This window comes from Microcoleus sp. K4-B3, from assembly GCF_036704615.1.
Lineage (GTDB): Bacteria > Cyanobacteriota > Cyanobacteriia > Cyanobacteriales > Microcoleaceae > Microcoleus.
In genome coordinates this window covers 67,934-93,189 of sequence record NZ_JAUBSF010000001.1, presented here as the reverse complement: position 1 = coordinate 93,189, position 25,256 = coordinate 67,934, and the positions used below count along the sequence as shown (strand labels likewise).

The 25,256-nt window shown below is 44.8% G+C and carries 22 protein-coding genes; 13 read left to right on the top strand and 9 right to left on the bottom strand.

All coding sequences use genetic code 11. The features are described from left to right. The first annotated feature begins 43 nt into the window (after window positions 1-43). The 10 genes from QUA78_RS00405 (at window position 44) to QUA78_RS00360 (ending at window position 10,797) form a co-directional block, all read left to right on the top strand. A complete protein-coding gene (locus tag QUA78_RS00405; protein ID WP_333299666.1) occupies window positions 44-1,417 on the top strand; it encodes an O-antigen polymerase in 1,374 nt (457 codons plus the stop codon). Then, a complete protein-coding gene (locus tag QUA78_RS00400; protein ID WP_333299665.1) occupies window positions 1,407-2,582 on the top strand; it encodes a glycosyltransferase in 1,176 nt (391 codons plus the stop codon). The genes QUA78_RS00405 and QUA78_RS00400 overlap by 11 nt, the downstream gene beginning before the upstream one ends. An 8-nt stretch (window positions 2,583-2,590) precedes the next feature. Continuing rightward, window positions 2,591-3,739 carry a glycosyltransferase gene (locus QUA78_RS00395; protein ID WP_333299664.1) on the top strand — a complete coding sequence of 383 codons (1,149 nt, stop codon included), beginning with the start codon at window positions 2,591-2,593 and terminating at the stop codon, window positions 3,737-3,739. Continuing rightward, a complete protein-coding gene (locus QUA78_RS00390; protein WP_333299663.1) occupies window positions 3,736-4,875 on the top strand; it encodes a DegT/DnrJ/EryC1/StrS family aminotransferase in 1,140 nt (379 codons plus the stop codon). Before QUA78_RS00395 ends, QUA78_RS00390 begins: the two co-directional genes overlap by 4 nt. Window positions 4,876-4,941: 66 nt before the next feature. Continuing rightward, on the top strand, window positions 4,942-6,141 hold the full coding sequence (locus tag QUA78_RS00385) for an ATP-grasp domain-containing protein (protein WP_333299662.1): 1,200 nt from the start codon (window positions 4,942-4,944) through the stop codon (window positions 6,139-6,141). Window positions 6,142-6,202: 61 nt separating this feature from the next. After that, window positions 6,203-6,814 carry a sugar transferase gene (locus QUA78_RS00380; protein WP_333299661.1) on the top strand — a complete coding sequence of 204 codons (612 nt, stop codon included), beginning with the start codon at window positions 6,203-6,205 and terminating at the stop codon, window positions 6,812-6,814. A gap of 96 nt (window positions 6,815-6,910) precedes the next feature. After that, window positions 6,911-7,582, top strand: a complete 672-nt coding sequence (locus QUA78_RS00375) for a sugar transferase (protein ID WP_333299660.1) — start codon at window positions 6,911-6,913, stop codon at window positions 7,580-7,582. A gap of 119 nt (window positions 7,583-7,701) precedes the next feature. Beyond that, window positions 7,702-8,592, top strand: coding sequence for a phytanoyl-CoA dioxygenase family protein (locus tag QUA78_RS00370; RefSeq protein WP_333299659.1), 891 nt, complete (start codon window positions 7,702-7,704; stop codon window positions 8,590-8,592). Continuing rightward, window positions 8,589-9,668 carry a FemAB family protein gene (locus QUA78_RS00365; protein ID WP_333299658.1) on the top strand — a complete coding sequence of 360 codons (1,080 nt, stop codon included), beginning with the start codon at window positions 8,589-8,591 and terminating at the stop codon, window positions 9,666-9,668. The genes QUA78_RS00370 and QUA78_RS00365 overlap by 4 nt, the downstream gene beginning before the upstream one ends. Window position 9,669: 1 nt before the next feature. Then, window positions 9,670-10,797, top strand: a complete 1,128-nt coding sequence (locus QUA78_RS00360; RefSeq protein WP_333299657.1) for an aminotransferase class I/II-fold pyridoxal phosphate-dependent enzyme — start codon at window positions 9,670-9,672, stop codon at window positions 10,795-10,797. A gap of 148 nt (window positions 10,798-10,945) precedes the next feature. Here the strand turns inward: QUA78_RS00360 and QUA78_RS00355 are convergent, their stop codons facing one another. Continuing rightward, window positions 10,946-12,235: a HEAT repeat domain-containing protein gene (locus QUA78_RS00355; protein ID WP_333299656.1), complete on the bottom strand. Its 1,290-nt coding sequence runs from the start codon at window positions 12,233-12,235 to the stop codon at window positions 10,946-10,948. 219 nt (window positions 12,236-12,454) lie between these two features. On the opposite strand from QUA78_RS00355, the gene QUA78_RS00350 reads away from it, so the two are divergent. Then, window positions 12,455-13,324 (top strand): lipid kinase, encoded by an 870-nt coding sequence (locus QUA78_RS00350; protein WP_333299655.1) that lies wholly within the window; start codon window positions 12,455-12,457, stop codon window positions 13,322-13,324. A gap of 90 nt (window positions 13,325-13,414) precedes the next feature. Here QUA78_RS00350 and QUA78_RS00345 read toward each other — a convergent pair whose 3' ends face one another. The 4 genes from QUA78_RS00345 to hemW form a co-directional block, all read right to left on the bottom strand. Beyond that, complete coding sequence (locus QUA78_RS00345) at window positions 13,415-14,980, bottom strand: FAD-binding oxidoreductase (protein WP_333299654.1); 1,566 nt, start codon at window positions 14,978-14,980, stop codon at window positions 13,415-13,417. A 267-nt stretch (window positions 14,981-15,247) separates the two neighbouring features. Beyond that, window positions 15,248-15,520: a DUF1830 domain-containing protein gene (locus tag QUA78_RS00340; protein ID WP_333299653.1), complete on the bottom strand. Its 273-nt coding sequence runs from the start codon at window positions 15,518-15,520 to the stop codon at window positions 15,248-15,250. 102 nt (window positions 15,521-15,622) lie between these two features. Next, window positions 15,623-15,883 (bottom strand): hypothetical protein, encoded by a 261-nt coding sequence (locus QUA78_RS00335; protein WP_333299652.1) that lies wholly within the window; start codon window positions 15,881-15,883, stop codon window positions 15,623-15,625. 227 nt (window positions 15,884-16,110) lie between these two features. Further along, window positions 16,111-17,478, bottom strand: a complete 1,368-nt coding sequence (gene hemW / locus QUA78_RS00330; protein WP_333299651.1) for a radical SAM family heme chaperone HemW — start codon at window positions 17,476-17,478, stop codon at window positions 16,111-16,113. Between the two features lie 375 nt (window positions 17,479-17,853). On the opposite strand from hemW, the gene QUA78_RS00325 reads away from it, so the two are divergent. Then, the gene (locus QUA78_RS00325) at window positions 17,854-18,933 is read left to right on the top strand and encodes a PIN/TRAM domain-containing protein (protein WP_333299650.1); all 1,080 of its coding nucleotides are present in this window, start codon (window positions 17,854-17,856) and stop codon (window positions 18,931-18,933) included. Between the two features lie 293 nt (window positions 18,934-19,226). On the opposite strand, the gene QUA78_RS00320 is transcribed toward QUA78_RS00325, so the two are convergent. Next, complete coding sequence (locus QUA78_RS00320) at window positions 19,227-19,799, bottom strand: Uma2 family endonuclease (protein ID WP_333299649.1); 573 nt, start codon at window positions 19,797-19,799, stop codon at window positions 19,227-19,229. Window positions 19,800-19,889: 90 nt separating this feature from the next. Continuing rightward, window positions 19,890-22,100, bottom strand: a complete 2,211-nt coding sequence (locus QUA78_RS00315) for a Tex family protein (RefSeq protein ID WP_333299648.1) — start codon at window positions 22,098-22,100, stop codon at window positions 19,890-19,892. 162 nt (window positions 22,101-22,262) lie between these two features. On the opposite strand from QUA78_RS00315, the gene QUA78_RS00310 reads away from it, so the two are divergent. Next, entirely contained in the window at window positions 22,263-23,123 is an 861-nt protein-coding gene (locus tag QUA78_RS00310; protein WP_333299647.1) for a Uma2 family endonuclease, read from the top strand. 55 nt (window positions 23,124-23,178) lie between these two features. Here QUA78_RS00310 and QUA78_RS00305 read toward each other — a convergent pair whose 3' ends face one another. Both QUA78_RS00305 and QUA78_RS00300 read right to left on the bottom strand, forming a co-directional pair. After that, window positions 23,179-24,156 carry a class II fructose-bisphosphate aldolase gene (locus tag QUA78_RS00305; RefSeq protein WP_333299646.1) on the bottom strand — a complete coding sequence of 326 codons (978 nt, stop codon included), beginning with the start codon at window positions 24,154-24,156 and terminating at the stop codon, window positions 23,179-23,181. Between the two features lie 203 nt (window positions 24,157-24,359). Further along, window positions 24,360-25,097, bottom strand: a complete 738-nt coding sequence (locus QUA78_RS00300) for a phosphoadenylyl-sulfate reductase (protein ID WP_333299645.1) — start codon at window positions 25,095-25,097, stop codon at window positions 24,360-24,362. Window positions 25,098-25,256: the final 159 nt, after the last annotated feature.

Sequence of the window (25,256 nt, the reverse complement as noted above, 5' to 3'; positions counted from 1 at the left end):
TACTATAATAAAGAGAGGATTCTTTAAAATAAGAGAACTATATATGGTAGCATTAACTTACGTGGGATTATTAGGTTTCATGCTTTTTATAGAAATAATACGAAAAAAAACTGGAAAGTTGGATTTTCTTAGTTTAGGTCATTTTATGTTCTCTCTATCCTATGCTATACCAGGTTTTTTGTTAGAAGCTAATTGGGGAAACTCAAGCTATGAAATGACTCTAAATGGACTAAATTATACGAGTAATATACAAACTATTTTTGCTGTTTTTACAGGATATTTAGTTGTGCTGATTGGCTTCTATACAAAATCAGCGATTAGCTGTGGAAAAAATGTCACTATTAAAAATAGTAATAATAAGTATGTTCTTTGGTATTCATTTTTATTACTAATTATATCTTGTCTGGCAATTTATATATATGGGGCTCAGTATGGTGGTGTTTTAAATGCCATGGCTAACATAACTTTGATTCGATCGAATGCTGGAGTTGACAGCGGTCCGCTTGTATTCGTTAAACACTTTATGTATTGTTCATTATTTGCATCCTATTTGCTGTGTTCTTTTGCTTTTGGAGAAATCAAAAGTAAACTATTTAAAATATTTTTGCGCGTCGGATTTTTTAGCTCTGTAATTGTTGCTTTTATTGCCTCAACTTTGTCAGGTGGTCGTGCCATACTCATATATTACTTTTTTGGATTTTATTTAATTTATGTCTTGAAGGGAGGCAAGACTTTTACCTGGAAGACTATCCCTATATTTGGTTTTGGTGCTTTATTTTTGTTGTATGGAAAAGAATTTTTTTGGAGCCTAAGCGCCATCGATAGTGGTTTTGATGCCGTAGTGGATAAATTCATAGAGGCTAAAAATAGTCATTCCTCTGATGAAGAGTTTAGTATTTATAAGTTGATGGCTAACTTTGCCTTTCCCATCCAGTCCCTAGATACAGCTTTCGATCAATATTATAGTTTTCGTTTTTTTGTTGACTGGATATATGGATTTTTATATTTTATACCAGAAAAAATATTTAATATAAATAAACCTGAAACAATTTCTATTATTAATACGCGATATATTCTTTCTGCTAAAGGAAATCTCAGCTATGAAATTCCGACTGGTTTTTTGGCCTTCGCTGTTTATAGTTTATCTTGGCCGGGACTTCTAATAGTTTCCTATTGTTATGGATGGATTGGCCGCTACTTACAAAGTATTTTAATTAAAAATATGGCTGATAACCCTTGGATAATATATCTTTACGCTTTAACAATGCAAGTATGGGTTGACTATCAGCAGTCTGGAGATCCAAGAGTATTTTTGGTTGCCAATTTTTGGTATATTATGTCAACTTTAGCTTTATTGATTTTAGTTAATCAAGAGTTGTTAACCCCCAAAAGGAAAAGGAAAAGTCATGTTTATTGACCGTATTTCATCTAAAAAAATTGTAGTGCTACATATTATCACTGGACTCTCAACGGGTGGAGCTGAAATGATGCTTTACAAACTTATGTCTAAAACTAATCGGCTGAGGTTTGATCCTATTGTAGTTTCTTTGATCGATCGGGGAACTTTTGGCGATCGCATTGAATCTTTAGGCATCCCGGTCTATACTATGGGCATGAAAGCAGGAATAGCTACACCAGCAGCAATATGGAAATTAGTTAGCCTAGTGCGAAAACTCCAGCCCGACTTAATTCAAGGTTGGATGTATCACGCCAATTTAGCAGCACAATTAGCGAGTGGGCTGTCCCTATTGAAAACACCAGTTTTGTGGAGCATTCATCATTCAATTAGTTCATTGGCATCAGAAAAAAGCTTAACGATTAAGATTATTAAATGGTGTGCTTATCTATCTCGATTAACTGCTCGGGTGGTTTATGTATCTCAAGCTAGCAAGCTGCAACATGAAGCGTTAGGTTATAACCGTAACAATAATTGCGTCATTCCCAACGGGTTTGATACTTCCTTATTGCTGCCATCACTAGAAGACAAATTAGAGGTGAAAGCTGAGCTAGAATTACCAGAAAAAACGACGCTGATTGGCGCGATAGGTCGCTATCATCCGATGAAAGACCATGCTAACTTTCTGCAAGCTGCTGCTTTGCTTTTAAAAACCTATCCAGATGTACATTTTTTGTTGATTGGCACTAAAGTAGATCGACAAAATATGTCTCTCATAAAATTAATTGAAGAGTTGAACATTGGCGATCGCGTTCACCTGTTGGGAGAGCGCACCGACATCCCTCGTTTAACTGCTGCATTAGATATTTCTACTGTCGCTTCTGCTTACGGTGAAGCATTTCCTTTGGTTGTAGGAGAGGCGATGTCCTGCGGGGTGCCTTGCGTCGTTACAGATGTAGGCGATTCAGCTTGGATTGTCTCCAATACCGGAAAAGTAGTACCTCCAAAAAATCCTCAAGCGCTGGCAAATGCCTGGAAAGAGTTAATCGCTCTAGATGGGGAGGAAAGGGAAACTTTAGGAAAATCAGCTCGCTTTAGAATTGTTGAATTATTTTCCTTAGACTCTGTGGTAACTCAGTACGAAAATTTGTATGAAAGTGCCTTAACTGCTAACAAACGCAAATAACTCCTAATATGAATCGCCTTCTAATTATCACTACTATCCCAGGAACTATCCATGCTTTTTTGCTGCCTTTTGCCGATCACTTCCGCGCTGCGGGTTGGCGAGTGGATGCAATGGCTTGCGGAATTTCAGACGATGCTGAATGTTTGCAGGCATTCGATCGCGTCTGGGATGTAGAATGGTCGCGCAATCCTCTAGATCCGAGAAATTTTTTGGCTGCTCCGCAAGTGGTTAGAGAGGTTGTCAAAACAGAAAAATACGATATAATTCACGTACATACGCCGGTTGCTGCTTTTGTTACTAGATACGCCCTCAAAGATTTAAAAAAACAGCAAAAATGTCAGGTAATCTATACAGCTCATGGCTTTCATTTCCATCCTCTAGGCAAACCGTTAAAGAATGCTATTTTTCAGGCTTTGGAACAACTGGCTGGGCCTTGGACTGATTATTTAGTGACGATCAATCGCGAGGATGAAGCAGCAGCAAAAAAACACCATCTCTTGCCATCAGATCGCATTTGTTATATGCCAGGAATAGGTGTGAATCTGGATTATTACAATCCTCATTTGGTTTCGGAAGCTGAAGTAGCACGGGTGCGTCAAGACTTGGGAATAACTACAGAAAGTTTTTTGTTTCTAACAGTGGCAGAATTGATCCCCCGCAAGCGTCCTCGCGATATAATCCAGGCATTTGCTGCATTGAATCGACCAGGAGTACATTTAGCTTTAGCTGGTCCGGGCGAAAGCCAGATTGTACAAGAAATGCGGCAGTTAGCATCAGATTTAAAAGTAAAAAACCAAGTACATTTTTTAGGAAAGCGAAGTGATATCCCCACTCTTATAAAAGCTTCTATCGCCACCATATTAGCTTCGGAACAGGAGGGATTAGCTAGATGCGTGTTGGAGTCTTTATCGATGGAAATTACTGTGATTGGAACCAAAATTAGGGGCATTCAGGATATCCTTGAAGACGAATGTGGTATCCTTGTAGAACCAGGAGATATTCCGGGAATTACACAAGCAATGGATTGGGTTTTAAATCATTCAGAAGAAGTACAAACAATGGGAAAAAAGGGACGACAGAAAATGGAGAATTATCAGATAGATCACATCATCAAACTTCATGAAAACCTTTATGCCGAAGCCCTGAGTCATAGATGAAAAAACACATTCGCATCAATATACCGGACTGGGGTGCGTCGGAACTGGCGAATGCTGCGTTAGCCTTAGTGGGGCGGAGCTACGCAGACACGCTCACTCAAGAATTGCAGGCATTTGCACCATCAGGCTGGAGACCTCATTTACTGGCGTCGGCGCGTTACGGACTGGCGTTGGCAGTTGAGGCGCTGCGCGTGCGGCGCGTGGCTGTGCCAGGTTACATCTGTCCGGCGGCTTTGACAGGTCTACGGGCAGGCAGCGCGGAAATTGTTGCGGTTGATTGTGCTACGTCGTCCTTGCGGTTCAATGCGGAAAAATTGACGCAAATGGTTCGTGCTGGGTGTGTGGATGCAATTTTGGCCGCAAACACTTACGGACTAGACCAAGACTACGCGCTGCTTAACAGCTTGGGCTTGCCAGTGATTGAGGACGCGGCTTATCAAGCAGGGTACGACGCCTGTGGCTTCCGTGGCATGACGGGTGTGTGGAGCTTTAACTTCAAAGCGCTAACGGCAGTTGGCGGAGGAGTCTTATGGCTCAAGTCGGGCAATTTGAAACCAAATTTCCCAGACCTAAAATCAAAAGCCAAAGACCAATTACCGCTTTTGGCTAATTATGCTTTGCGGGCTATTGTGCGTGAGTATTTACCAAAAGCTTTGGGGGGGGCTACGTCACCATCGCTGGAGAAGGAGAAGGAAGTACGGGCTGTTTTGCAGGAAATGCGTGCCGGACAGATGTCGGAATTGCAAGCAGCGATCGTGCTGACGCAGTGGCGACGGCGCGATAAACTGGCCGCGCAGCAGCAGGCAAACACGGGCATTTTGGACGAAGTTTTGGCAGGTTGTAAGACGCTTAAGCCATTGGCAGACACGGCAGGTCAGACGAAAGTACATTTGTTTCCCCTGCTAGTCAACTGCGGGCCGGAACAAGCGCAGGAGTATGTGTATCGCGTGCGCTGTTCTCTGTACGAACGTGGCGTGCAAACCGAAACACCCTACCCCCTATTGCTGGGCGGGCCAAATGAACTCCCCAACGCGCACGCACTGGCAGAGCGGTTGGTGCTTGTGCCGTGTCATACAAGTTTGGGGAAAATGTCGATAGAATACATTGCTGCTGCTTTAAGGAGCGTAACCATGTAAAGCTACCTCAAGAACTATGTGCTGAAGCTTTGTCTGAGTAAAAGATTAACTAATTAAAGGATGATTATGCGAATTTTAGTTACTTACGGATGGTGTCGCACAGCTTATATCGCCGCAGAAAGCCTCTGCCGCGCTGGATTTGAAGTCTATGCCTGCGGTTCTACTGCTTTGAGCATGGTGCGGGTTTCAAGATTTGTTCGCGGGTTCGATCGCGTTCCCGATCCGTTTAAAGAACCAGAGCAATATGTAACAGCCATATCGGCAATTGTCAAGCGGCGAAAAATCGATGTTTTGCTGCCAGTCCACGAGGATGCTGTAGCCATACAAACTTATCGCGCTCTCCTCCCAGAAAATTTGCTAATTGCTTGTCCTCCTCGCAGCGATCTCGTTAGAGTTTTGGACAAATACGAAATTATTAAAATCGCTTTGGAAGCAAAAGTTGCTGTCCCCAAAACTCTCGCTCCTACCAATCTCATAGAACTAGAATCATGCGCGCAAGAGTTGGGGTTTCCGCTAATTATCAAAACGCGGCGCGGCAATAGCGGCAAAGGTGTATTTCGCGTCAACTCTCTGGAAGAAACTCGCTCGAAATATCGCGAAATAGTCGAAAATTTTGGTTTGGCAAATAATCAGTTGCCAATTCTACAAGAATATGCAGAAGGCAGCGTATTTGGCAGTTGCTTCCTTGCCAAGAATGGTGAAGTCAAAGCCTGTTTTGTCGAACGCTACTTGCGCTGCAAAGAAGGAGGATTTGGCACTAGCGTGCTGCGCGAACCGTGCGAACTTCCGCTGCTGCACGACTATACCCAAAGGATGGCAAAAGCACTGAATTGGACAGGAATTGGACATTTTGACTTTATTGTCGATTCTCAGCTTTCCTCTGCCTATCTAATCGAAATGAATCCCCGCTTTTGGGGAGCGCTGAATTTGGCTGTTCAGAATGGCTTTGATTTTCCGAGAGGGCTGGTAACTATGTTAACTAATGGCGAGCCAGATGCGGATTGTTTTAAACCTTTGTTACAACCAGTTGCCAGTTTGTGGATAGTAGGTGAAATTATAGCAGGGGTAGCTGAATTTCGCACAGGAAAAGGTCTGGCTCCGCTGGCTTCGGCGGGACGGATCGTGTTTGGCGATCGCCCGCGCACATACGATGACTTTCGCTGGCACGATCCTTTGCCTTTGTTGATGGAATTAACACACTATGGCAGCTCTTTCCTAGCATCGGGGGGAAATCTGAATCCTGTGGCAGCAGAAATGATGCAATAAATTATGAGGTTGTGGATACTTATGTTATTTCAAAGACAATATTATCCGGGAGTATTTTAGTATGTACCTGCAATTTGGCAAACGAATTTTTGACTTTACAGTGGCGTTTGTAGGTTTAATAATTCTAGCCGTACCAATGGCAATAATAGCTATATCGATCTGGATTACATCGGGTATTCCTATCCTTTTTATCCAACAAAGAGTTGGTAAAGGTGGAGAAATTTTTGCTGTTAAAAAATTTCGGACTATGAGCGTGCGAACCGTGAAAGATAGCTCCATTACTGTTGCAGGGGATTCGCGGGTGACACCAATTGGCCGTTATTTGCGACGCTGGAAGTTAGACGAGTTGCCACAACTGTGGAACGTACTCGTTGGCGAAATGAGTTTGGTTGGGCCCAGACCCGATGTTCCGGGTTATGCAGACAAATTGCAAGGTGACGATCGCAAATTGCTTCTGCTGCGACCTGGAATTACTGGCCCTGCAACTCTCGCTTACAGAAATGAAGAAGAAATACTCGCAAAAGTTAGCGATCCAGTGCAGTATAACAACGAAATAATTTACCCAGATAAAGTGCGAATCAATTTGGACTACATGGAAAAGTGTTCTTTGATGCAAGATTTAAAGTATATTTTAGAAACGATGGGTGGTCGGTCTAATCATGGGGCTGATTAGAATCAATATTACTGTCAAATATCTCATTAATTCTCGCTCGGTGAAGTTCAGGTAAATTTACAAAATTTTCAATAGTCAATAAACCGGAGTGTGCTCATGAATTCAGAAGTTGCTTCTACCAAGAGTTTCAGTAAATACAGCCAATTGGTCAAGGCAGTATTAGATAGATTAGTCGCCTCGATCGCGCTGGCAGTTTTCTCTCCCGTAATATTAATGGTTGCGATCGCCATTTACATCCGCATGGGCGGGCCCATCTTTTTCTGCCAACTCCGTCCCGGTAAAAACGGTCGGGTTTTCAATTTCTACAAGTTTCGCACTATGACAAGCGATCGCGATGCTGATGGCAATTTGCTACCCGACGAACAGCGTCTCATACCCCTCGGTCAATTTCTTCGCAAAACCAGTCTGGACGAACTTCCTCAACTCTGGAACGTTCTTAAAGGTGACATGAGTTTTGTTGGCCCTCGTCCTTTACTCGTCAGATACCTCGATCGCTATACTCCAGAACAAGCACGTCGCCACGAAGTTATGCCTGGAATTACGGGTTGGGCTCAAGTCAATGGTCGCAATACTATTAGCTGGGATGCTAAATTCAAACTTGATGTTTACTACGTCGATAATTGGACTCTGTGGTTTGACTTAAAAATTCTGTTTCTGACAGTATTGAAAGTCTTGAAAAGAGACGGAATTAACCAAGAAGGCTATACTACAGCCCCAGAATTCACAGGTCTGCTTGACGATCGCAAAACTAGCAGCGAGCTCCGGTAGAGGTTCGTTTATTAAAACAGACTAAAGATTTTTGAGAGTCCTCTAAAAACGACTTAAGCTATGAGCCAGGGGATTTAATCGCTGGCTTTTCTTACTGCCCAATCTAGAAGAAACTAAAAATGGAGAGTTTTACCTACAGTCTTTCGGAGGAACAGCTAGCACTTTTACCTACGGAAGATGATATCGCTTTTTACGAAGAACACGGCTGGTATATCTCAAAAAAGGTACTCCCAGATGAGCTTATTGACGAGGCAATTTCAGGCATCGAAAGGTTCTACCGAGGAGAACGAGACACACAACTTCCCGTCAGCAAAGGATATAGCGACTGGAAACCAGAAGATGGCTGGGATATTGTTCGCAATAACGAATTTGTTTCTTTGCAAAATAAGCAACTTAGCAAATTGGGGCTTCACCCAATAATTGGCGCGATCGCGGCGCGTCTGGCCAGAACAAAACAGATTCGATTATTGGACGATCAGCTAGTTTACAAACCACCAACAAAAGATCGTAAAAGTGCAGTCGGCTGGCACGCAGATGGTGCTTACTGGGCCACTTGCAGTTCCCACAACTTGCTAACAGCTTGGATTCCGTTTCACGACTTCGACGAAGCTAGGGGGCCACTGGTTGTACTCGATCGCAGTCACAAGTGGTCTGGTCTCGAAGATGTGCGGTTTTTCAATCACACAAACCTGGAGGATTTTGAAGAAAAATTTCGCCAAGAAGGAAAGCAAGTGGTAAAAATAGCTATGACATTAAAAAAAGGTCAAGTAAGCTTTCACCATCGTTGGACGATTCACGGCAGCTACCCGAATAACAGCGATTCTTTCCGCTTAGCAATGGGAGTTCACCTCCAGGATCGGGCCAACCACTATCAGCCTTTTTGGAACAAGCAAGGAAAGCAGATTCATATCTTTGACGAAGTTTTGTGTAGAAAATTGCCCGACGGCGACCCGGATTTCAGCGATCCGGCAGTGTTTCCCGTCTTGTGGTCGGAAGAAGATAGACTATGAATGTTCAAATCATCGATCTACAAAATACTTTGTGGCTGAAAACTCTGGAAAAACTGCGCCACGACGTTTATGATTTGCCTGAGTACGCTGTTTTGGAATCTAGCAGAACCAATACAACTCCTGAAGCTGTTGTGATAGTTGACGGCGACAAAATTTTCTTTGTACCTTATTTGCTGCGTCGGTGTGATGACATCCTGCCTCCCGAATCAAAATCCGAGGCAATTTTTGATGCTGTCTCACCCTATGGATACCCGGGAATTTTATTAAGTGAAGCCGCAGCTAACACTCCTGGTTTTCCTGATTTGGCCATGAATGAACTGACAGGTGCGTTAAAAAGCAAAAGTGTATGTTCAGCTTTTTTTCGACTGCATCCAATCCTTAACTGCAAGTTTAATGAAATTTTTAATCCTGGAACTTTCACGGTCAGCGGAGAAACTGTCTCAGTTAATTTAAAACTTTCTGAGGCTGAACTCTGGGCTCATACTAGAAGAGGTCATCAAAGTACAATTAATAAGTGCAAGCGACTTGGTTTTACTGCCAGAATGGTTCCTTTGGAGCAATATATGAATGAATTAAAAAAAATCTATGAAGAGACAATGAATCGCGTAGAATCGAGCCAATCTTATTATTATAAACCGGATTACTTTGCACAACTTTTCAATTTCGGCGAAGCCATTCACTTATGTATTGTAGAATGGGAAGAGCAAGTTGCGGCTGCTTGTGTGTTTTTTGAATGCTGCGGGATAGTTCAAGCTCATTTGGGCGGAACGAAAAATCAGTTTTTGCACGATTCTCCTTTTAATTTATTGTTAGATCATGTCCGATACTGGGCAAAAGAACGGGGCAATGAATTTTTACATTTAGGAGGGGGTGTAGGAGGCTCTAAAGATAGGCTGTACACTTTCAAGGCAGGTTTCTCCCGACAAAGACACAATTTTCTTACAGGGCGGCTGATTGCAGACCAAGAAAAATATAATTATTTAGTGGGAGTGCGGGCAAAATTTTTAAACATTCAGCCTGAAGAACTCCTCAAGTCAAACTTTTTTCCTGCCTATCGAGATCCCAACAGAAGATAAAATGAACAAACAAATCCTCCTCTCAACACCTCACATGGGTTCCCTCGAACAGGAGTTCGTCAAAGAAGCCTTTGATACCAACTGGATCGCTCCTGTTGGCCCCCATGTGGATGCTTTCGAGCAAGAATTCTGCGAAGTAGTTGGCGCTAAACACGCAGCGGCTGTTAGTTCCGGTACCGCAGCTTTGCATTTGGCTTTACAATTAATTGGCGTCGGTTCGGGAGATGAAGTTTTTTGCTCGACTCTGACTTTTATTGCGACTGCGACGCCGATTACTTATCTTGGCGCCAAACCAGTTTTTATTGATAGCGATCGCACTTCTTGGAACCTCAACCCCGACTTGTTGAGAGAAGCACTTGACAAACGAGCAAAAATTGGTAAATTACCCAAAGCTGTTGTTATCGTACACCTCTACGGTCAAAGTTGCGATATCGACCCAATTCTGGAAGCTTGCAATGCTTATGAAATTCCGCTAATAGAAGATGCGGCAGAATCTCTAGGGGCTAGCTATAAAAACCGATCGCCTGGAAGCTTTGGTAAAATCGGCATTTTCTCATTCAACGGCAATAAAATTATCACCACTTCCGGCGGAGGAATGTTAGTTTCCGATGACCAAAAACTGGTAGAAAAAGCTCGTTTTTTGGCAACACAAGCCCGTGACCCCGCTCCTCATTACCAACATTCAGAAATTGGCTACAATTATCGTCTCAGCAATGTTTTGGCGGGAATTGGTCGCGGTCAATTACGGGTTTTGGATGAGCGAGTTGAAGCGAGACGACGCAATTTTGACTTTTACAAACAAGCTTTAGGAAATTTGCCGGGAATTGAATTTATGCCGGAAGCTGCTTTTGGAAAAGCTACTCGCTGGCTGACTTGTTTGACGATCGATCCTGCCGCTTTCGGTGCAGATAGAGAACAAGTTCGCCTAGCGCTTGCTCAAGAGAAAATAGAAGCGCGTCCGGTTTGGAAACCTTTACACTTACAACCAGTATTTGCTGATTGCGAATGTATTGAAGGTGCCGTGGCCCAAGAGTTATTTGAGTACGGGCTTTGCTTGCCTTCTGGTTCTAATTTAACTGATGAAGATTTAGAGCGGGTGACAAGTGCGATCGCCCAAATTCACAAATAAAATCGATGATATAGCCGAAGGAAGTTCGGCTACGGATTTTGTAAAGGATGTAACGGAGGCCAGGAAGAAGAAAGATGCGATCGCTATTATATCCCCGACTTCTTCAAAAAGTTGGGGATTTGGGTATTCTGTCTTTTGATTAATTTTCCTACCATTCCTGTAATGCGATCGCAATTCCTTGTTTTAATCTTGGTTCGAGACTCTCTTGCTTAACTAAACTTTCTAATTGCTGCCTCGCCCTGGCCGCACCTAGCTTTTTGAGCGCAGCCGTACAGTGCAGCCGGATGCTGTTATCGGCATCTGCTAACAGTTGAATCAGCACATCTAGCGCTCTAATATCTCCTAATTGCCCTAACCCTAAAGCTAAAGATTGTTTGATTGCCGCGGACTGCACGGCGGGATGATTGCTTTCGAGTAAATCGAGCATAATTTCAGCAGCTTTGGCTTTTAATTCCGGCTTTTCCACTCGGCCTAAAACAGTGATAATTTCTTGACAAATAGGAGAGTTTGTGTTATTTAATTCGGCAATTAAGGTTTGCTGCAAATATTCTAAAGCGACTGCGGTTTCGCTCCAGCTTAGGGCGCGCACAGTTTCGATTTGCAATTCAACCGGAGTTGTGGGCGATCGCAGCAATTCAAATAAAGCAGCCGCAGCAGCATCGGTTTTCACTCGCCCGATCGCGATCGCCGCTTGCTGACAAACTTCTAATCGGATGTCCGAAAGCAAAGGTTTGAGCAAGTTCACTAAATCCAACTCTGCGTCTAAATAGGCGCGCGCGCCGAGAGCTCGCACGGCTTCTTTTCTAACTGCTGTCGCCGGATCTTTGAGTGCTGCTACCAGTACCGGCGGGATGCGGGAGTCGTGAAAGCTGCTCAGGGCCTCGATTGCGGCTGCCCGCACCGCAACTTGAGAGTCTCCGACTACGCTCAACAGCGGTGCGATGGTTTCGGTGCGCCGAATTTGGGCGAGTGCTGCTGTTGCAAACTGTCGCGAGTCTTCTTGGAGTAGGAGAGTTGCGAGGGATTCTATGGCTGTCGGGCCGAAATTCCCTAGGGTTTCGGCGGCGATTGGGCTCAATTCTTCGTCGGAATTTTTGACCAATTCAACTAAAGCTTGAATCACTTCTGGGCGATCGAACTTTCCGAGAATGCGGGCGGCGAACCACCGGGATTCCGTGTCAGCGTCTTCGTCTTCGAGCACGGCAATTAAAGGTGCGATCGCGCCATTTCCCAGATTCGGCAATACTTTAGCAATTTCCCAGCGGTCTTGAAAATCGCCCCATTCCAAAGCTTGTATTGCTAAACTGACAGCTTGCTCTAAAATGTGTTGTTCCTGCGGCTTGCTGCCCTTGGCTGTCAGTTGCTGCAAGCATTCGACTAGCCCAGGCCAGTTTTGGCGATCGGCAGCGACTTGCCCTTGTTCTAAAAAATTAGACATAATTTTAGTTTTACTTTGATCCAGAAGCGAGATTGTTTGCTGCTAGCCCAGAGCCGGAGGTACTTTTTAGGAATCTTTGGCTACAATTATCCCTTTTTTGACATTTTTGTCAATCCATCATAATCGGTAAAATGAAACTAAAGCATTAATTTCATAAAGTTAAGCCATCAAGCTATACTTTTTGTAATTAAAAATACTCAACCAATTAAAAATTAACAAATGAAGAAAGCTCTACTTTTAGTAAACCAGCACTCCAGAAAAGGGCAAAAGTTATTATCTCAAGCCACTGTAGAATTGCAAGAACTGGGTTTTGAGTTAATTGTAGAATCTACCGACCACGCCCGCGAACTTCCCGACACAATTCGGCGCTACCAAAATCAAGTCGAATTAGTAATAATCGGCGGCGGCGACGGCACTCTCAACGCCGCCATAGAAGGTTTGATAGACACCAAGTTACCCTTGGGTATTTTGCCGATGGGAACTGCTAACGACCTAGCTCGCACTCTGGGAATTCCTACAGATTTATCCGCAGCTTGTCAAGTAATTGCCAGCCGTCAAGTTCGGCTAATAGACTTGGGTTGGGTGAACGGTCAGCATTTTTTCAATGTGGCGAGTTTGGGATTGAGCGTGCAAATTTGCCAGCGCTTGACTAAAGACGTGAAGCAGCGCTGGGGAGTTTTAGCGTATGCTTTTACTGCTTTGCAGACAATTTTGTCAGCGCGACCATTCAGAGCAGAAATTAAGGTAAACGACCAATGTTTTAATGTTAAAACTATTCAAATTGCCATTGGAAATGGTCGCTATTACGGCGGCGGCATGACAGTTGCCGAAGATGCCACAATCGACGACAGGCGACTGGATTTGTACAGTTTGGAAACAAAAAAATGGTGGGAAATCATTGCTTTGCTGCCGGCTATGAGGCAAGGAAATCATACGAGTTGGCCTAACGTTCGTGCCTTGCACGCTCAAGAATTTGAGGTTAATACTAGCAAACGCCGTCCGATTAATACCGACGGTGAAATCACCACTCACACGCCTGCAAAATTCCGAGTGATTCCCCAAGCTTTAGCAGTTATAGCTCCTTCATAACTCATAAATAATATATCAGTTAACTGGTTCCCAGGCTCCAGCCTGGTAACGAGTAATTTTCTTGTGCAACAGGCCGGAGAGCCTGTTCACTTAATAATCGCCTCCAGCGCCGTATTGCCACCCTTCAACTAATCGGTGAAAATAGTATTGCTGTTCCGGTGCTAAATTTTTCACCTGCGGTTCTACGGCTTTCCCCAAAGGCTGCAATCCCGTATAAATTCCTAAATTTACATAATGAACCATCCAATCGAGCAAATTAGCTATTCCTACCTGCGGGATAATTTTCATAACTAATCCGGGATGGCTAATTGCTGTTTTAAACAGGGTTTGGGACAAAGCCGGAAACAGCACGATATCTTGAAGAAACGGTTTGAGTACCGGTTCTCCCAACTCTTCCATTACCTGAAAGACGGTAGCCAAAAGTTGATTGATTTGATTGGGGTCTATTTTTTGATTCATCGCAGCACTCATCGAACGCTGAAACAACCAGGTAACTGATAGATTCGGCTGGTAGGGTTGCAAAAGTGCTAGGGAATTTTTGCTGAGACTATCGCTTGTTAAAGCTTCGTCAATTCCTAGAGTCAAGCGTTTGAGGTGGCGCACCATTGCGCCGAAACCGCCGAAGCTGAGGGGAGATTGGCTACCGCTGCTGTCTCCGACTGGGAGTATGCGATTCCAAGGCGTTTTTAGAGGACTTTGGCGATAGCAGGGGAAGAATCCGTAGAGTGCTCTTTGGAATTTTAATTGTTCGAGTTCGACGTTTTGATATTGGGGAAGCAAGCGTAAATACTCTTCAAATAATGTTTCTAAACTGAATCTTTCTGGGTCGGCGTCTATGTAGGTAAATAAGTAGGTGGTGCGGCCATCTCTGGCTGGAAATGCTTCCCAAAAATATTGGCACTGATTTTGCATTGGGGTGAAGGATGCAAATATGTCGCCGGTTTCGTTTTGGGGAAATCCTTGAGCGCAACTGCCGACTACTAAACATACGGCGTCGGGTTTTTTGCCTTGTCTTGCTTGGCGGACAATGGGCGAAAAATGTCCCATTGCGTCTAATAATAATCGGGTTTTAAATAAATTTTTAGTAAGTTGTAAATCGCTATTTTTCGATTCTACAAGGACTCCATTTGGGTGAATTGTGGCTGTTTTCAATGGTGTATTTTCAAATAAATTGCCTCCAGCTTCTATGAATCGCTGCTTGAGAATTTCTAGGAGGTAAACTGGGTCTATGCCGATGTTGAGTACGTCGCGCACCCAAATGTCTGGGGTGTTGGCAAAGCTGATGCGGGCTGGGTTGTATTCGGTGGCGATCGCCTTTTCAATCTCTTCAACAGATAGCAGATTTAGTTCTAAGAATGCGTCTAATTCTTTGCGAGAAATGTTCCATTCTTGCTCGCGGCCTCGCAGGGTGGCGCGTTCGAGCAAGGCTACTCGCCAACCCCGCACGGCTAAGGCTGTACCGATTAATATTCCTAGGGTTCCGCCGCCGATAACTATGTCGAAGTCGATGGTTTCGAGGGGTTGTTGGCTGTGTTTGACTGCTTGGGGTGCTGGTGCGGTGTTTTGTTTGAGGTTTTCCCAAAGTCGATCGACTTTTCTCAGGCCTCCAAGGGCGTCTGCTGGCAGTTGGGAGAGGATTTGTTCGGTGAGGGACATCGGGTTTTAGTATTAGACAGTGGTTGATTTTTTATAATTTAGCTTATATCAACGTTTCCGACAGTTTCAGGGCTTACGCATGAGGTGGCGAGAAACCCGGTTTCTAACAATTTTGGGCTTAGTAACGAGAAATCTACGAAGAAATCGGGTTTCTGATGTCGCAAGTGCGATCGCGAACGGAGTTTTTTTTATCATCACACAGAGAAACCCGGTTTCTGAAAATAAACCGGGTTTCTACCCCTCGTCGGTAAGTCTGGGGAATTATCTTTAATCAGCCATGCTTAACTCTTCAACTCGCAGCCGATCGCACAAAATTCCTTCGCACACAATAGCACCGCTTTCCGCACTCCTACAAACTTCTAACTGAGCTTCCGGCAGCGCTTCAAACAAAAAACGTTCCCCGGGAAACACCGTCCGCTCAAAATACCAATTAGGAATATTTGTAATCCGAGCGATTTGCACTTGACTGGTAGTATTCAGATACCAACACAAAATGCGCGCATGACGGTCGGAAATTACCTCATTCAGTGTCAAATTCATCTTTTTAACTTGTTTGTGAAACTGTGTGACCCATCGGCGACTGGCTTAAACTTAATATACCATATCACCCGTGAAAACAAAAATTTTTCAACATTTCTTAGGTTAATTAATAAAGACCCCAGGGGAAACTTTGGCGCATTCCACGTGTTCCCAAGAAGGTGCAAAAGCTGGCATTGCTAAAGCGCAAGATTTCCATCCTCCCCGAACAGGTGCGTTCAACAATTGACAGTAGCCCACGGAACCTCTTTGCAGTTTATAGTGACCGCAAAAATTACATTTAGAAGTGGGATTGCAGCCGCGCTCGCTAATTACCTGATTGGGATTGCTGTGGATGTTGTTGCGTTCTAAAGTCAGAGTTTCCATTAAGGTATTTTTTAAATGTTGTCTCTTAAGTATGACAGCCGGATTTCAGTCGTTGCGTCTATCTCAAGGCTGAGTTCCCATCTTAAGTTTTGTTTAGGGATCGATATAAAATAAGTCATTTTTGACAGGATAAAGCTAGGGAGCAATTTAATTTCCTTCCTGTCGAATTTGCATACCGGGCTTTACTGCCGAGCGGCTTGCGTGGGGATGTACTTCCTCAGACAGAGCTAATTATCCTCGCCTAGCTTGCTGAACAAATCGGCTAAAATCGTATTAGAAAATAAAAAACCTTCGGGATCGCTCAACCTCAAATTTCCCGAAAACGGCAGTTTCGCGCCCTCGCCTAAAGTTGCGTGAAGCGAAGCTATCCCGTAGGGAATCGCCCTATCCTCCGTCATAATTTCCACCCATCCTTGCCGCCAGTATGGTTGCAAACAATGCCAAATTTTATCAACCGTTTGCTGCGTAAACTTTTCAGTCAGCGCCGACAGGCTAACTCCTTCTGCTAAACGCAAACCTAGCATCAGCGTTTCTAACAAAACGTCATTTTCTGATACTTGAAAATTTTGCTCAATTTCTCGATCCATCTCTGGCTGGGTTTCCCCTCCAAGTTTTGGGGTAGCAGGGGAATTGAGGCCAGACATCGATCGCACCCACTGATAATATTCTTGAGTTTTGCGAGGCCTTGTTAGCCTCCGGCCTTCCACGTAACTCGCCGCCCCCATTCCCAAGCCGTAATAAGGGCGATTTTCCCAATAAACGCGGTTGTGGCGACACTGATAGCCCGATCGAGCGTAATTAGAAATTTCGTAATGTTCGTATCCAGCACCGGTCAGAATTTCCCGCGCTAAACGGTACATTTGAGCAGCGGTTTCATCTGCTGGTAGCGGCTGCGCGCCTGCTTCAAAGTAGCGCCCGAAAGCAGTCCCCTGCTCAACAATTAAGTCGTAACTCGACAGGTGAGTCGGGCTAATTTCCACCGCCGATTTCAGGGAAGCTTCCCACTGTTCTAAAGTTTGGTGCGGCAGTCCCGAAATCAGGTCTAAACTGAAATTGACAATACCAGCCGATCGCACTATTTCTACTGCTTCAAAAATATCAGCGACAGAGTGCGATCGTCCGCAAGCTTGCAGCACTTCATCCTGAAAAGCTTGCACTCCCAAACTAACTCGATTTACTCCCGCCGCTGCATATCCCCGCAACTGTTCTAAAGTAAACGTACCCGGGTCTATTTCTATAGAAATTTCCGCCCCAGCAGCAATCCCAAATTTGCCGTCGAGAGTCTCTAAAATATTGCTCAACTGACTGACAGAAAGCAGCGAAGGCGTGCCGCCACCAAAAAAAACTGTTTCTAGAGATGCCCCTAAATTTGGAGTTTCTTGAATTTCTTGACACAGTACGGCAACGTATTGCACGATTGTGCCGGAATTCTCGCCATTTTTGCGATCGCCCACCACAAAAACCGGAAAATCGCAGTAGTAACAGCGGCGGCGACAAAAAGGTACGTGCAGGTAAGCCGAACTGGGAATGCCGGAATTTGCCACTTGCGCACTTTTTTTAAATTCAAATGTTAAATAATCTGTGGCAGGGTTCATTACATCTCAAGCCGAAAGCGCAACTTCAAATCTAAAGTTTTAATTAAACTATCATGAATAATTATGTATATTATGACATTTTATTACCAAAAAAGCGCTGCGAACGATCTGCTCTTTTAATTTAACCTAGTACCAGTTTCGATCGGCCACAATTCCCGAACAGCTCGCAGGGCGGTCTATTCGCACTTCGTGCCTGCTTTCGGCGGGGCGTGGTAAATGCCGACCAACTCCCTGGCCGAGCCCCCAAAGGGTACAAGCGCGAAATATAAGTTTATGAAAATCCCTCAGTAAATATAGCGATATCCGACCAAAGCATGAAAACAAGTATCAACACTGGAAAGATATAATGTGAATAAATTCATTAACCTAGAACTAATGCTAGACGCAATCATAATTATCTCATTCATAATCGCAGGCGGAGGCATCGGCTATTACGGAGTCGAACTGCTGCCGAGCAACCTGCTGGAGCAAGTTACAAATATACAAGGTTTAAGCTCCGTACTAGGCTCGTTTGGAGCATTAATCGGCTTCGTGTTGGGATTAGTGGCTCAAACAACCTATAGGCGCCTGGAAAAACAAGTCGGCGATATGCCGGTGGAGATGTTACTGACGCGGGCGATCGGCTTAATCATCGGACTGCTAGTAGCGAACTTAATGCTGGCTCCGCTGTTCCTGCTGCCAATTCCCCGCGAGTTCGGCTTCATCAAACCTCTAGTCGCAGTCTTGGGAAGCGTCATGTTCGGCTTCACAGGCGTCAGTTTGACCGAAACCCACGGCCGCGCTTTCTTGCGTCTGATCAACCCCAAAAGCTTAGACACGGTGTTGGTAGCCGAAGGTACTTTCAAACCAGCAAGTGCTAAAGTTGTCGATACTAGCTGCATTATTGACGGCAGGATTGAAAACCTGCTAGAAACAGGTTTCCTCGAAGGTCAAATTATCGTGCCGCAATTCGTGCTCCAAGAACTGCAACTGGTAGCTGATTCCGCCAACGATCAAAAGCGAGTGCGCGGGCGCCGCGGCTTAGATGTACTCAACCGCATCAAAGAAACATATCCAGAACGAATTCAAATTCACTCGGCTGACTACGAAGATCTTGCCACAGTCGATGCGAAATTAGTCCGCTTCGCTTTGGATATCGACGGCATTTTGCTCACTAACGATTACAACTTGTCGAAAGTAGCTACCGTCCAAAAACTGCCGGTTTTGAATATCAACGATTTGACTCATGCGGTGCGCCCCACTTATTTGCCGGGAGATACGATCGAACTAAAAATCCGCAAAGAAGGCAAAGAACCCTCTCAGGGAATCGGTTACTTGGATGACGGCACAATGGTTGTCGTGGAAGCCGGTAGCAGCTATGTCGGCGGCGAAGCCCGAGTCGTAGTCACCAGCGCCCTGCAAACTAGCGCCGGCCGCATGATTTTCGCCCGCCCTCAAGAGTCCGTTATTGTTTGAAACTGAGTAACAATGGCCAGGGCAATCAGAATCAAATATTGCGATCGCTGTTCCCAATCTGCCCCGACTCTCTACCGCGCCCGGTATGACGAGTCGGGGCAGTGGTTTTTTTTGTGTCTTAAATGTTGGGAATCGGTAAGTAAAAACAATCCTTTTTACTTCTACGGCGGCACTTGGAAAGCCAGCAAGAAAAAATAGCAATTACCAGCTTCTTCTTCTTTTCTCTTCCTTCGTGTCCTTAGCGTCTTCGCGGTTCGATCATATCAATATCAGTGATTCAGGAGTAATTAAAATCAACCAATCTCGATCGCATCTTCATACAATGTCTCGATCGCACAGCTAAAATTAACGCTAGCAAACTGAACTTCTTGTCCTTGACTGTAAGGATAAAGCACCCACAAACCCTCGGCATTCCGGCGAAAACACTCTACACTAACTCTTTCTTGATTGATTAACACATACTCTTGCAAACTTTCTGAAGTTCGGTAATCAGCAAATTTATCGCCTCTGTCAAAAGCCGCTGTTGTCGGCGATAAAACTTCCACAATTAAGCAGGGGTAGATAATGAAATCTTCATCAGCATTTTTGTCTCGTTCATCACAACTAACCGCTACATCGGGATAGTAATAGAAATTTGATGCCTCAATCCGAACTTTCATATCTGCCATGTAAGTTATGCAGCCACTCCCCCGAAGATGATTTCTCAACAGTGCAAACGCATTTCCCGAAATGATAACATGAGCTTTGCTTGCACCTGCCATTGCATAGACTTCACCTTGTCTGTACTCGTGTTTGATCGGACTGACTTTCTCTGCTGCTAAATAATCTTCAGGAGAGACGTAGGTATCGCTTTTACTTGCAACCATATAATTTGGAGGTTGGTGAGGATTACACAATTATAGCCGTAGCTTGCGGGGCGGGACGCCATCGCCCTTTTTCACCTTTCCCCCAAACTTTTAACGTCGGCGCGGGGCCGGAAGCCTCGCACTATTGCCATTTTGCGGTTGCGGTTTTTCTTGCAGCTTCATCGTCAAACTAACCCGCTTTAACTTCTCATTTACCTCCAAAACTCGGACTTTCACAACTTGTCCGACTTTGACAATCTGTTTGGGATCATCTACGAAGCGATCGGCTAATTGAGAAACGTGAACCAAACCGTCTTGGTGCACTCCCACATCAACAAAGGCTCCAAAGTTAGCTACATTCGTGATTATGCCTTCTAATTCCATGCCAACTTGCAAGTCGGAGATTTCTTTGATTCCTGCTTGGAAAGTGGCATATTTAAACTCGGCTCGCGGGTCTCTTCCCGGTTTTTCTAGTTCGGAAATAATGTCTCGGAGTGTTGGTTCTCCGACTTTTTCGGTGACATATTTCTTGATGTTTACAGTCTTGATTTTTTCCGATATTTGTGTTATTCCTGTCAGCGGCAACTCTAAATCTTTGGCGATCGCCTGCACGACAGGATAACTTTCGGGATGAACTGCGGTATTGTCCAGGGGGTTTTCGCCGCCGCGAATGCGGAGAAACCCGGCTGCTTGTTCAAAAGCTTTTGGCCCGAGTTTGGGAACTTTCAGGAGTTGGCGGCGATTTTTAAATGCGCCGTTTTCGTTGCGGTAATTAACGATATTTTTGGCAACTGTTGCCGTCATTCCTGACACAAACGTCAGCAGTTCTTTGGAGGCTGTGTTTAAGTCAACTCCGACATAATTAACGCAGCTTTCTACAGTTTCATCGAGTTTCTTTTTGAGCAATTTTTGGTCAACATCGTGCTGGTATTGGCCGACTCCTATTGATTTCGGGTCGATCTTCACGAGTTCGGCGAGGGGGTCTTGCAAGCGCCGTCCGATGCTGACTGCGCCGCGGACGGTGATGTCGAGGTCTGGAAATTCGGCGATCGCCACTTCGCTTGCTGAATAAATCGATGCACCGGATTCATTCACCATGACTTTAATCGGTTTCCTGTCCATTTCTGCCAAAACTTCCGAAACAAATTCGTCTGTTTCGCGAGAAGCTGTACCGTTGCCGATCGCGATTAATTCAATTTTATACTTTTCAATTAAATGCTTGACAATTTTACCAGCTTGTTGTCGCTGAGCGGCCGCTTGGTGGGGAAAAATTGCTTGATATTCTAAAAATTGCCCGGTTTCATCGAGGGCGGAAACTTTGCAGCCCGTGCGAAATCCCGGATCGATCGCCAGTGTCGGTTTCATCCCCGCCGGCGCCGACAGCAGCAACTCGCGGAGGTTGGTTTCAAAAGTGGCGATCGACTCGATATCAGCGACGGCTTTGTTGTGCGATCGCACTTCTGTAATTAACGAAGTCTTCATCAGTCGGTTGAAGGCATCCTTCAAAGTCGATCGATAAAACTCTTTAACTTCCGGTATCCTAGTTCTAATTTCCTGACCTTCCAAATAAGCCATCACTGCGGATTCATCAAACGCTAGTTCCAAATCTAAAACCCCTTCCGTTTCCCCCCGAAACAGCGCTAACATATTGTGCGACTGAACGCTTCTCGCCGCAACTTGGTAATTGCGGTACATTTCAAATTTAGTGCTTCCTTCCGGGAAATCATCTTTAATTTTCGAGACAAAAACTCCTGATTTCATCAAAAACTCTCGCAAATAAGCCCGCAATTCTGCTTTTTCCGAAACCGCTTCCGCCAAAATATCCGCAGCACCTTTGAGAGCTTCTTCTGCTGTTTTTACTCCCTTTTCTTCCGAAATGTATTTAGCTGCTTCCGCCTCAAAATCTGCTGGTTTAGCCGTCGGTAAGTTCAGAGACTTGATAAATTCGGCCAGGGGTTCCAAACCTTTTTCTCTAGCAATTGTCGCTCGCGTCCGCCGCTTGGGTTTGTAAGGCAGATAAAGGTCTTCGAGTTCGTTTTTTTGCAAACACGATTCGATTTTAGCTTGCAATTCTTCAGTGAGTTTCCCCTGAGAGCTAATCGTATCTAAAATCGACTTTTTGCGGTCTTCGATTTCCGTCAGATAGGTGAAGCGATCGGAGATGTCCCGCAACTGAATTTCATTCAGCAAATCCGTGCGTTCTTTGCGGTAGCGGGCAATAAACGGAATAGTTGCTCCCTCGGCGAAAAGTTCCAGAGCATTATTGACTTGAGACAGATTGATGGAAAGTTCTTGAGCAATCAGTTGAGGAATGTCGATCATAGTGCAGAAGTTCGGGTCAGTCGATTTTAGATTTTAGATTTTAGATTTACTTCACGGAATAGAGGAAAAAAAGCTTGAGAGAAAAGTTTTACAGGGTTTTGGCGCTCGTCCTGTAAGTGTTAAAGTGATGTTAGCATAAATGCAGTCATTTCTCAATATTATATGTTGCCTTTTAAATATCCTGTGCCGCAAACCGATCCGCCGCGATCGCCCAGAGAAACACTGCCGACGATGTACGATTTACCGAGCGAAGACCCGGAGGAACCTGGTTTGCCTGACGAATTTCACGATTTACAGCCGCAGTTGTTGAGCCTGACATTTCGCCCTCGGAATTATCCAGCTTCTGAGATATTTAGCGGCACCGACATGAACCTTTATTATGACGTGCATCACACTTTGTGGCACAAGCGGCCGGATTGGTTTGGAGTTGTGGGAGTTCCCCGACTTTACGATCGCTCGGAACTGCGGATGAGTTATGTTACTTGGCAGGAAGGCGTGAATCCTTTTGTAATTGTAGAACTGCTTTCGCCGGGAACGGAAAAAGAAGATTTAGGCGACAATACCGATGAGGAAAAATTGCCACCTCAGTCGGGAAACACTGCGGGTAACGGGCAAGTTTTGGAGCCGGAGACGAAGGAGGAACCGCCTAGAAAATGGGAGGTTTACGAGCAAATTTTGCGGGTTCCTGTTTATGCAGTTTTCAGTCGCTATACTAACAAATTGCGAGTGTTTGAATGGAAGGGTGGACACTATCAAGAATTAGAATTGCCCGATTCGCGAGTGTGGATTGCTGACCTAAGTTTGGGCTTGGGTTTGTGGCAAGGGGAGTTTCAGGGAATCGATCGACTGTGGCTGCGCTGGTATGATGTTGATGGCAATTGGATTTTCACTGAAGCGGAACAGCAACGGCAGCGGGCGGAGTCAGCGGAATCTAGGGCTCAACAAGCGGAAGCTCAATTGCAGTCTTTAATTCGGCGGCTGCGGGAATCTGGCATCGAGCCCGATCGATTTTTAAACGGTTAGAGAGGACTGAAGTCCTGGCTAAAAATTGGTTCGCAGTCAGGACTTTAGTTTTTTTTTACTTCACAAGAAGACTGAAGGCCTCACTATACACAGGCTTTAACATTTGATCGAAACTTGATTGGTTGCCGCTTGTTTGTTTCTTGCTGGTACTCTTTTTGGTCAAGTCATCCCTGTCGAGAGAGTGATGCAAATAAGCTTTACCGACCGAACCGAAAAGTTGCAGTTTGTCAGAAATGACCCATCGCATGGCATCGATAGCTTTTTCCATTATTTCCAACAAATCCGGATGTGCCTCAGAAATGCTACTTTTTAACACGTCCATATAAGCTTCGCGAACTTCCGTATTCACATTAAATTTAGATACTCCGAATTTAATACATTGATGAATCATTGAGTCCGGCAAACCCCTAGAACCGTGCAGCACTAACGGCACTGAAACAGCAGCCCGAATTTTTGCCAGACGCGGAAAATCGAGTTTCGGTTCGCTGAAATATTTGCCGTGAACGTTGCCAATTGTTACGGCTAAAAAATCCACCTTAGTTTCTTTGATAAACTCTACTGCTGCTACTGGATCGGTCATTTTTGCAGCTTTCTCATCGATTGTCAAACCGTCTTCCCTGCCACTAATTCTGCCGATTTCTGCTTCAACTGCCGCACCGTTAGCGTGGGATAATTTAGTCATTTCCCGGCTAAATATTAAGTTTTGTTCGTAGGGCAAAAAAGAACCGTCTGCCATAATTGATTTGATACCGGCGGCTAGGGCGAGGTGAATGTCTTTTTCTGAGGTGCTGCGATCTAAGTGTACTGCGATCGGCACTAAAGATTTGCGCGCGGCTTCCATGGAAAGCGCGACTAAAGGCGATTTTCCGTATTGGAGGACGCTGGGGTGAAGTTGCAGTATAGCAGGACTGTGCAGCCCTTCGGCGGCATTGATGACGGCTTTTATTCCTTCGAGGTTGTAGACGTTAAAAGCGCCGATCGCATAACCATTTCTCAAAGCCGTGTTCAGCAATTCGCTAGTCGAGGCGAGCATAAAGTACCTACTTTAAAAACTTTTCTGAATGTCGATCATTCTATCCAAGTTTAAGGGCAAGCTCAGCTTAATTTGTGTTTATTTTAATTGCGAATTCTTCGGCTACTATTTATGTGAAGTGAATTTATTCTTGGGTAAGGTGCGCTTAGCGCACCCTAATATTTGTAAGGTGCGCTTAGCGCACCTTACGACTAAGTGATTTACTATTTTTGTGCGTTACCAGCGTGCAAACCGCACTCTTTTACGGTCGCTTCTTCCCACCACCAGCGACCTTCGCGTTCGTGTTGGTTCGGCAATACCGGCTTGGTACAAGGTTCGCAACCAATGCTTACAAAACCGCGTTCGTGCAACTTGTTGTAAGGCACATCCAAAGCGCGAATGTAGTCCCAAACCTCTGCCGAAGACCAGTTTGCTAAGGGGTTGAATTTAATTAATTCACGATCTGGAGTTGAGAATGCAGTGTCAACTTCAATAACCGGAATACCGTTGCGGGTACTGGGACTTTGGTCTTTCCGCTGACCCGTAATCCAAGCATCGAGAGTATTCAGTTTGCGGCGCAGCGGCTTGACTTTCCGCACGCCGCAGCATTCTTTGTGACCGTCTTGATAAAAACTAAACAATCCCTTTTCATCTACTAGGGCTTGTACTTCTGCTGCATCGGGAAACATTACTTCTAATTTAATGCCGTAATGTTTTCTGACTTGCTCCAAAAACTGATAAGTTTCTGAGTGCAATCGTCCGGTGTCTAGGGTAAAAACGCGGAAGTTTTTGGTAATCTTTGAGGCTATATCGATCAGAACTACGTCCTCGGCACCGCTGAAAGAAATTGAGATGTTTTCAAAGTTTTCTATGGCAAATTTGAGAATTTCTCGCGGTGTTTTTTGACTGTATTCTGCTTCTAGGGCCGCAATGTTGAGATTGTTCTGCTGGATGGCAACCATATTTTCGGGTTTTCAGTGTTCTTTTCCTCTAGCCCTTTATTATAGCCGATCGCCGTCTCTCTATCACCGATAAATTTGACTGCATTTGGCAGCAGTCTTTTCGGCTGAACCCACAATCGAGATCGAGGATGGCGATCGCCCGCTTGTCCCAGTTTTGGT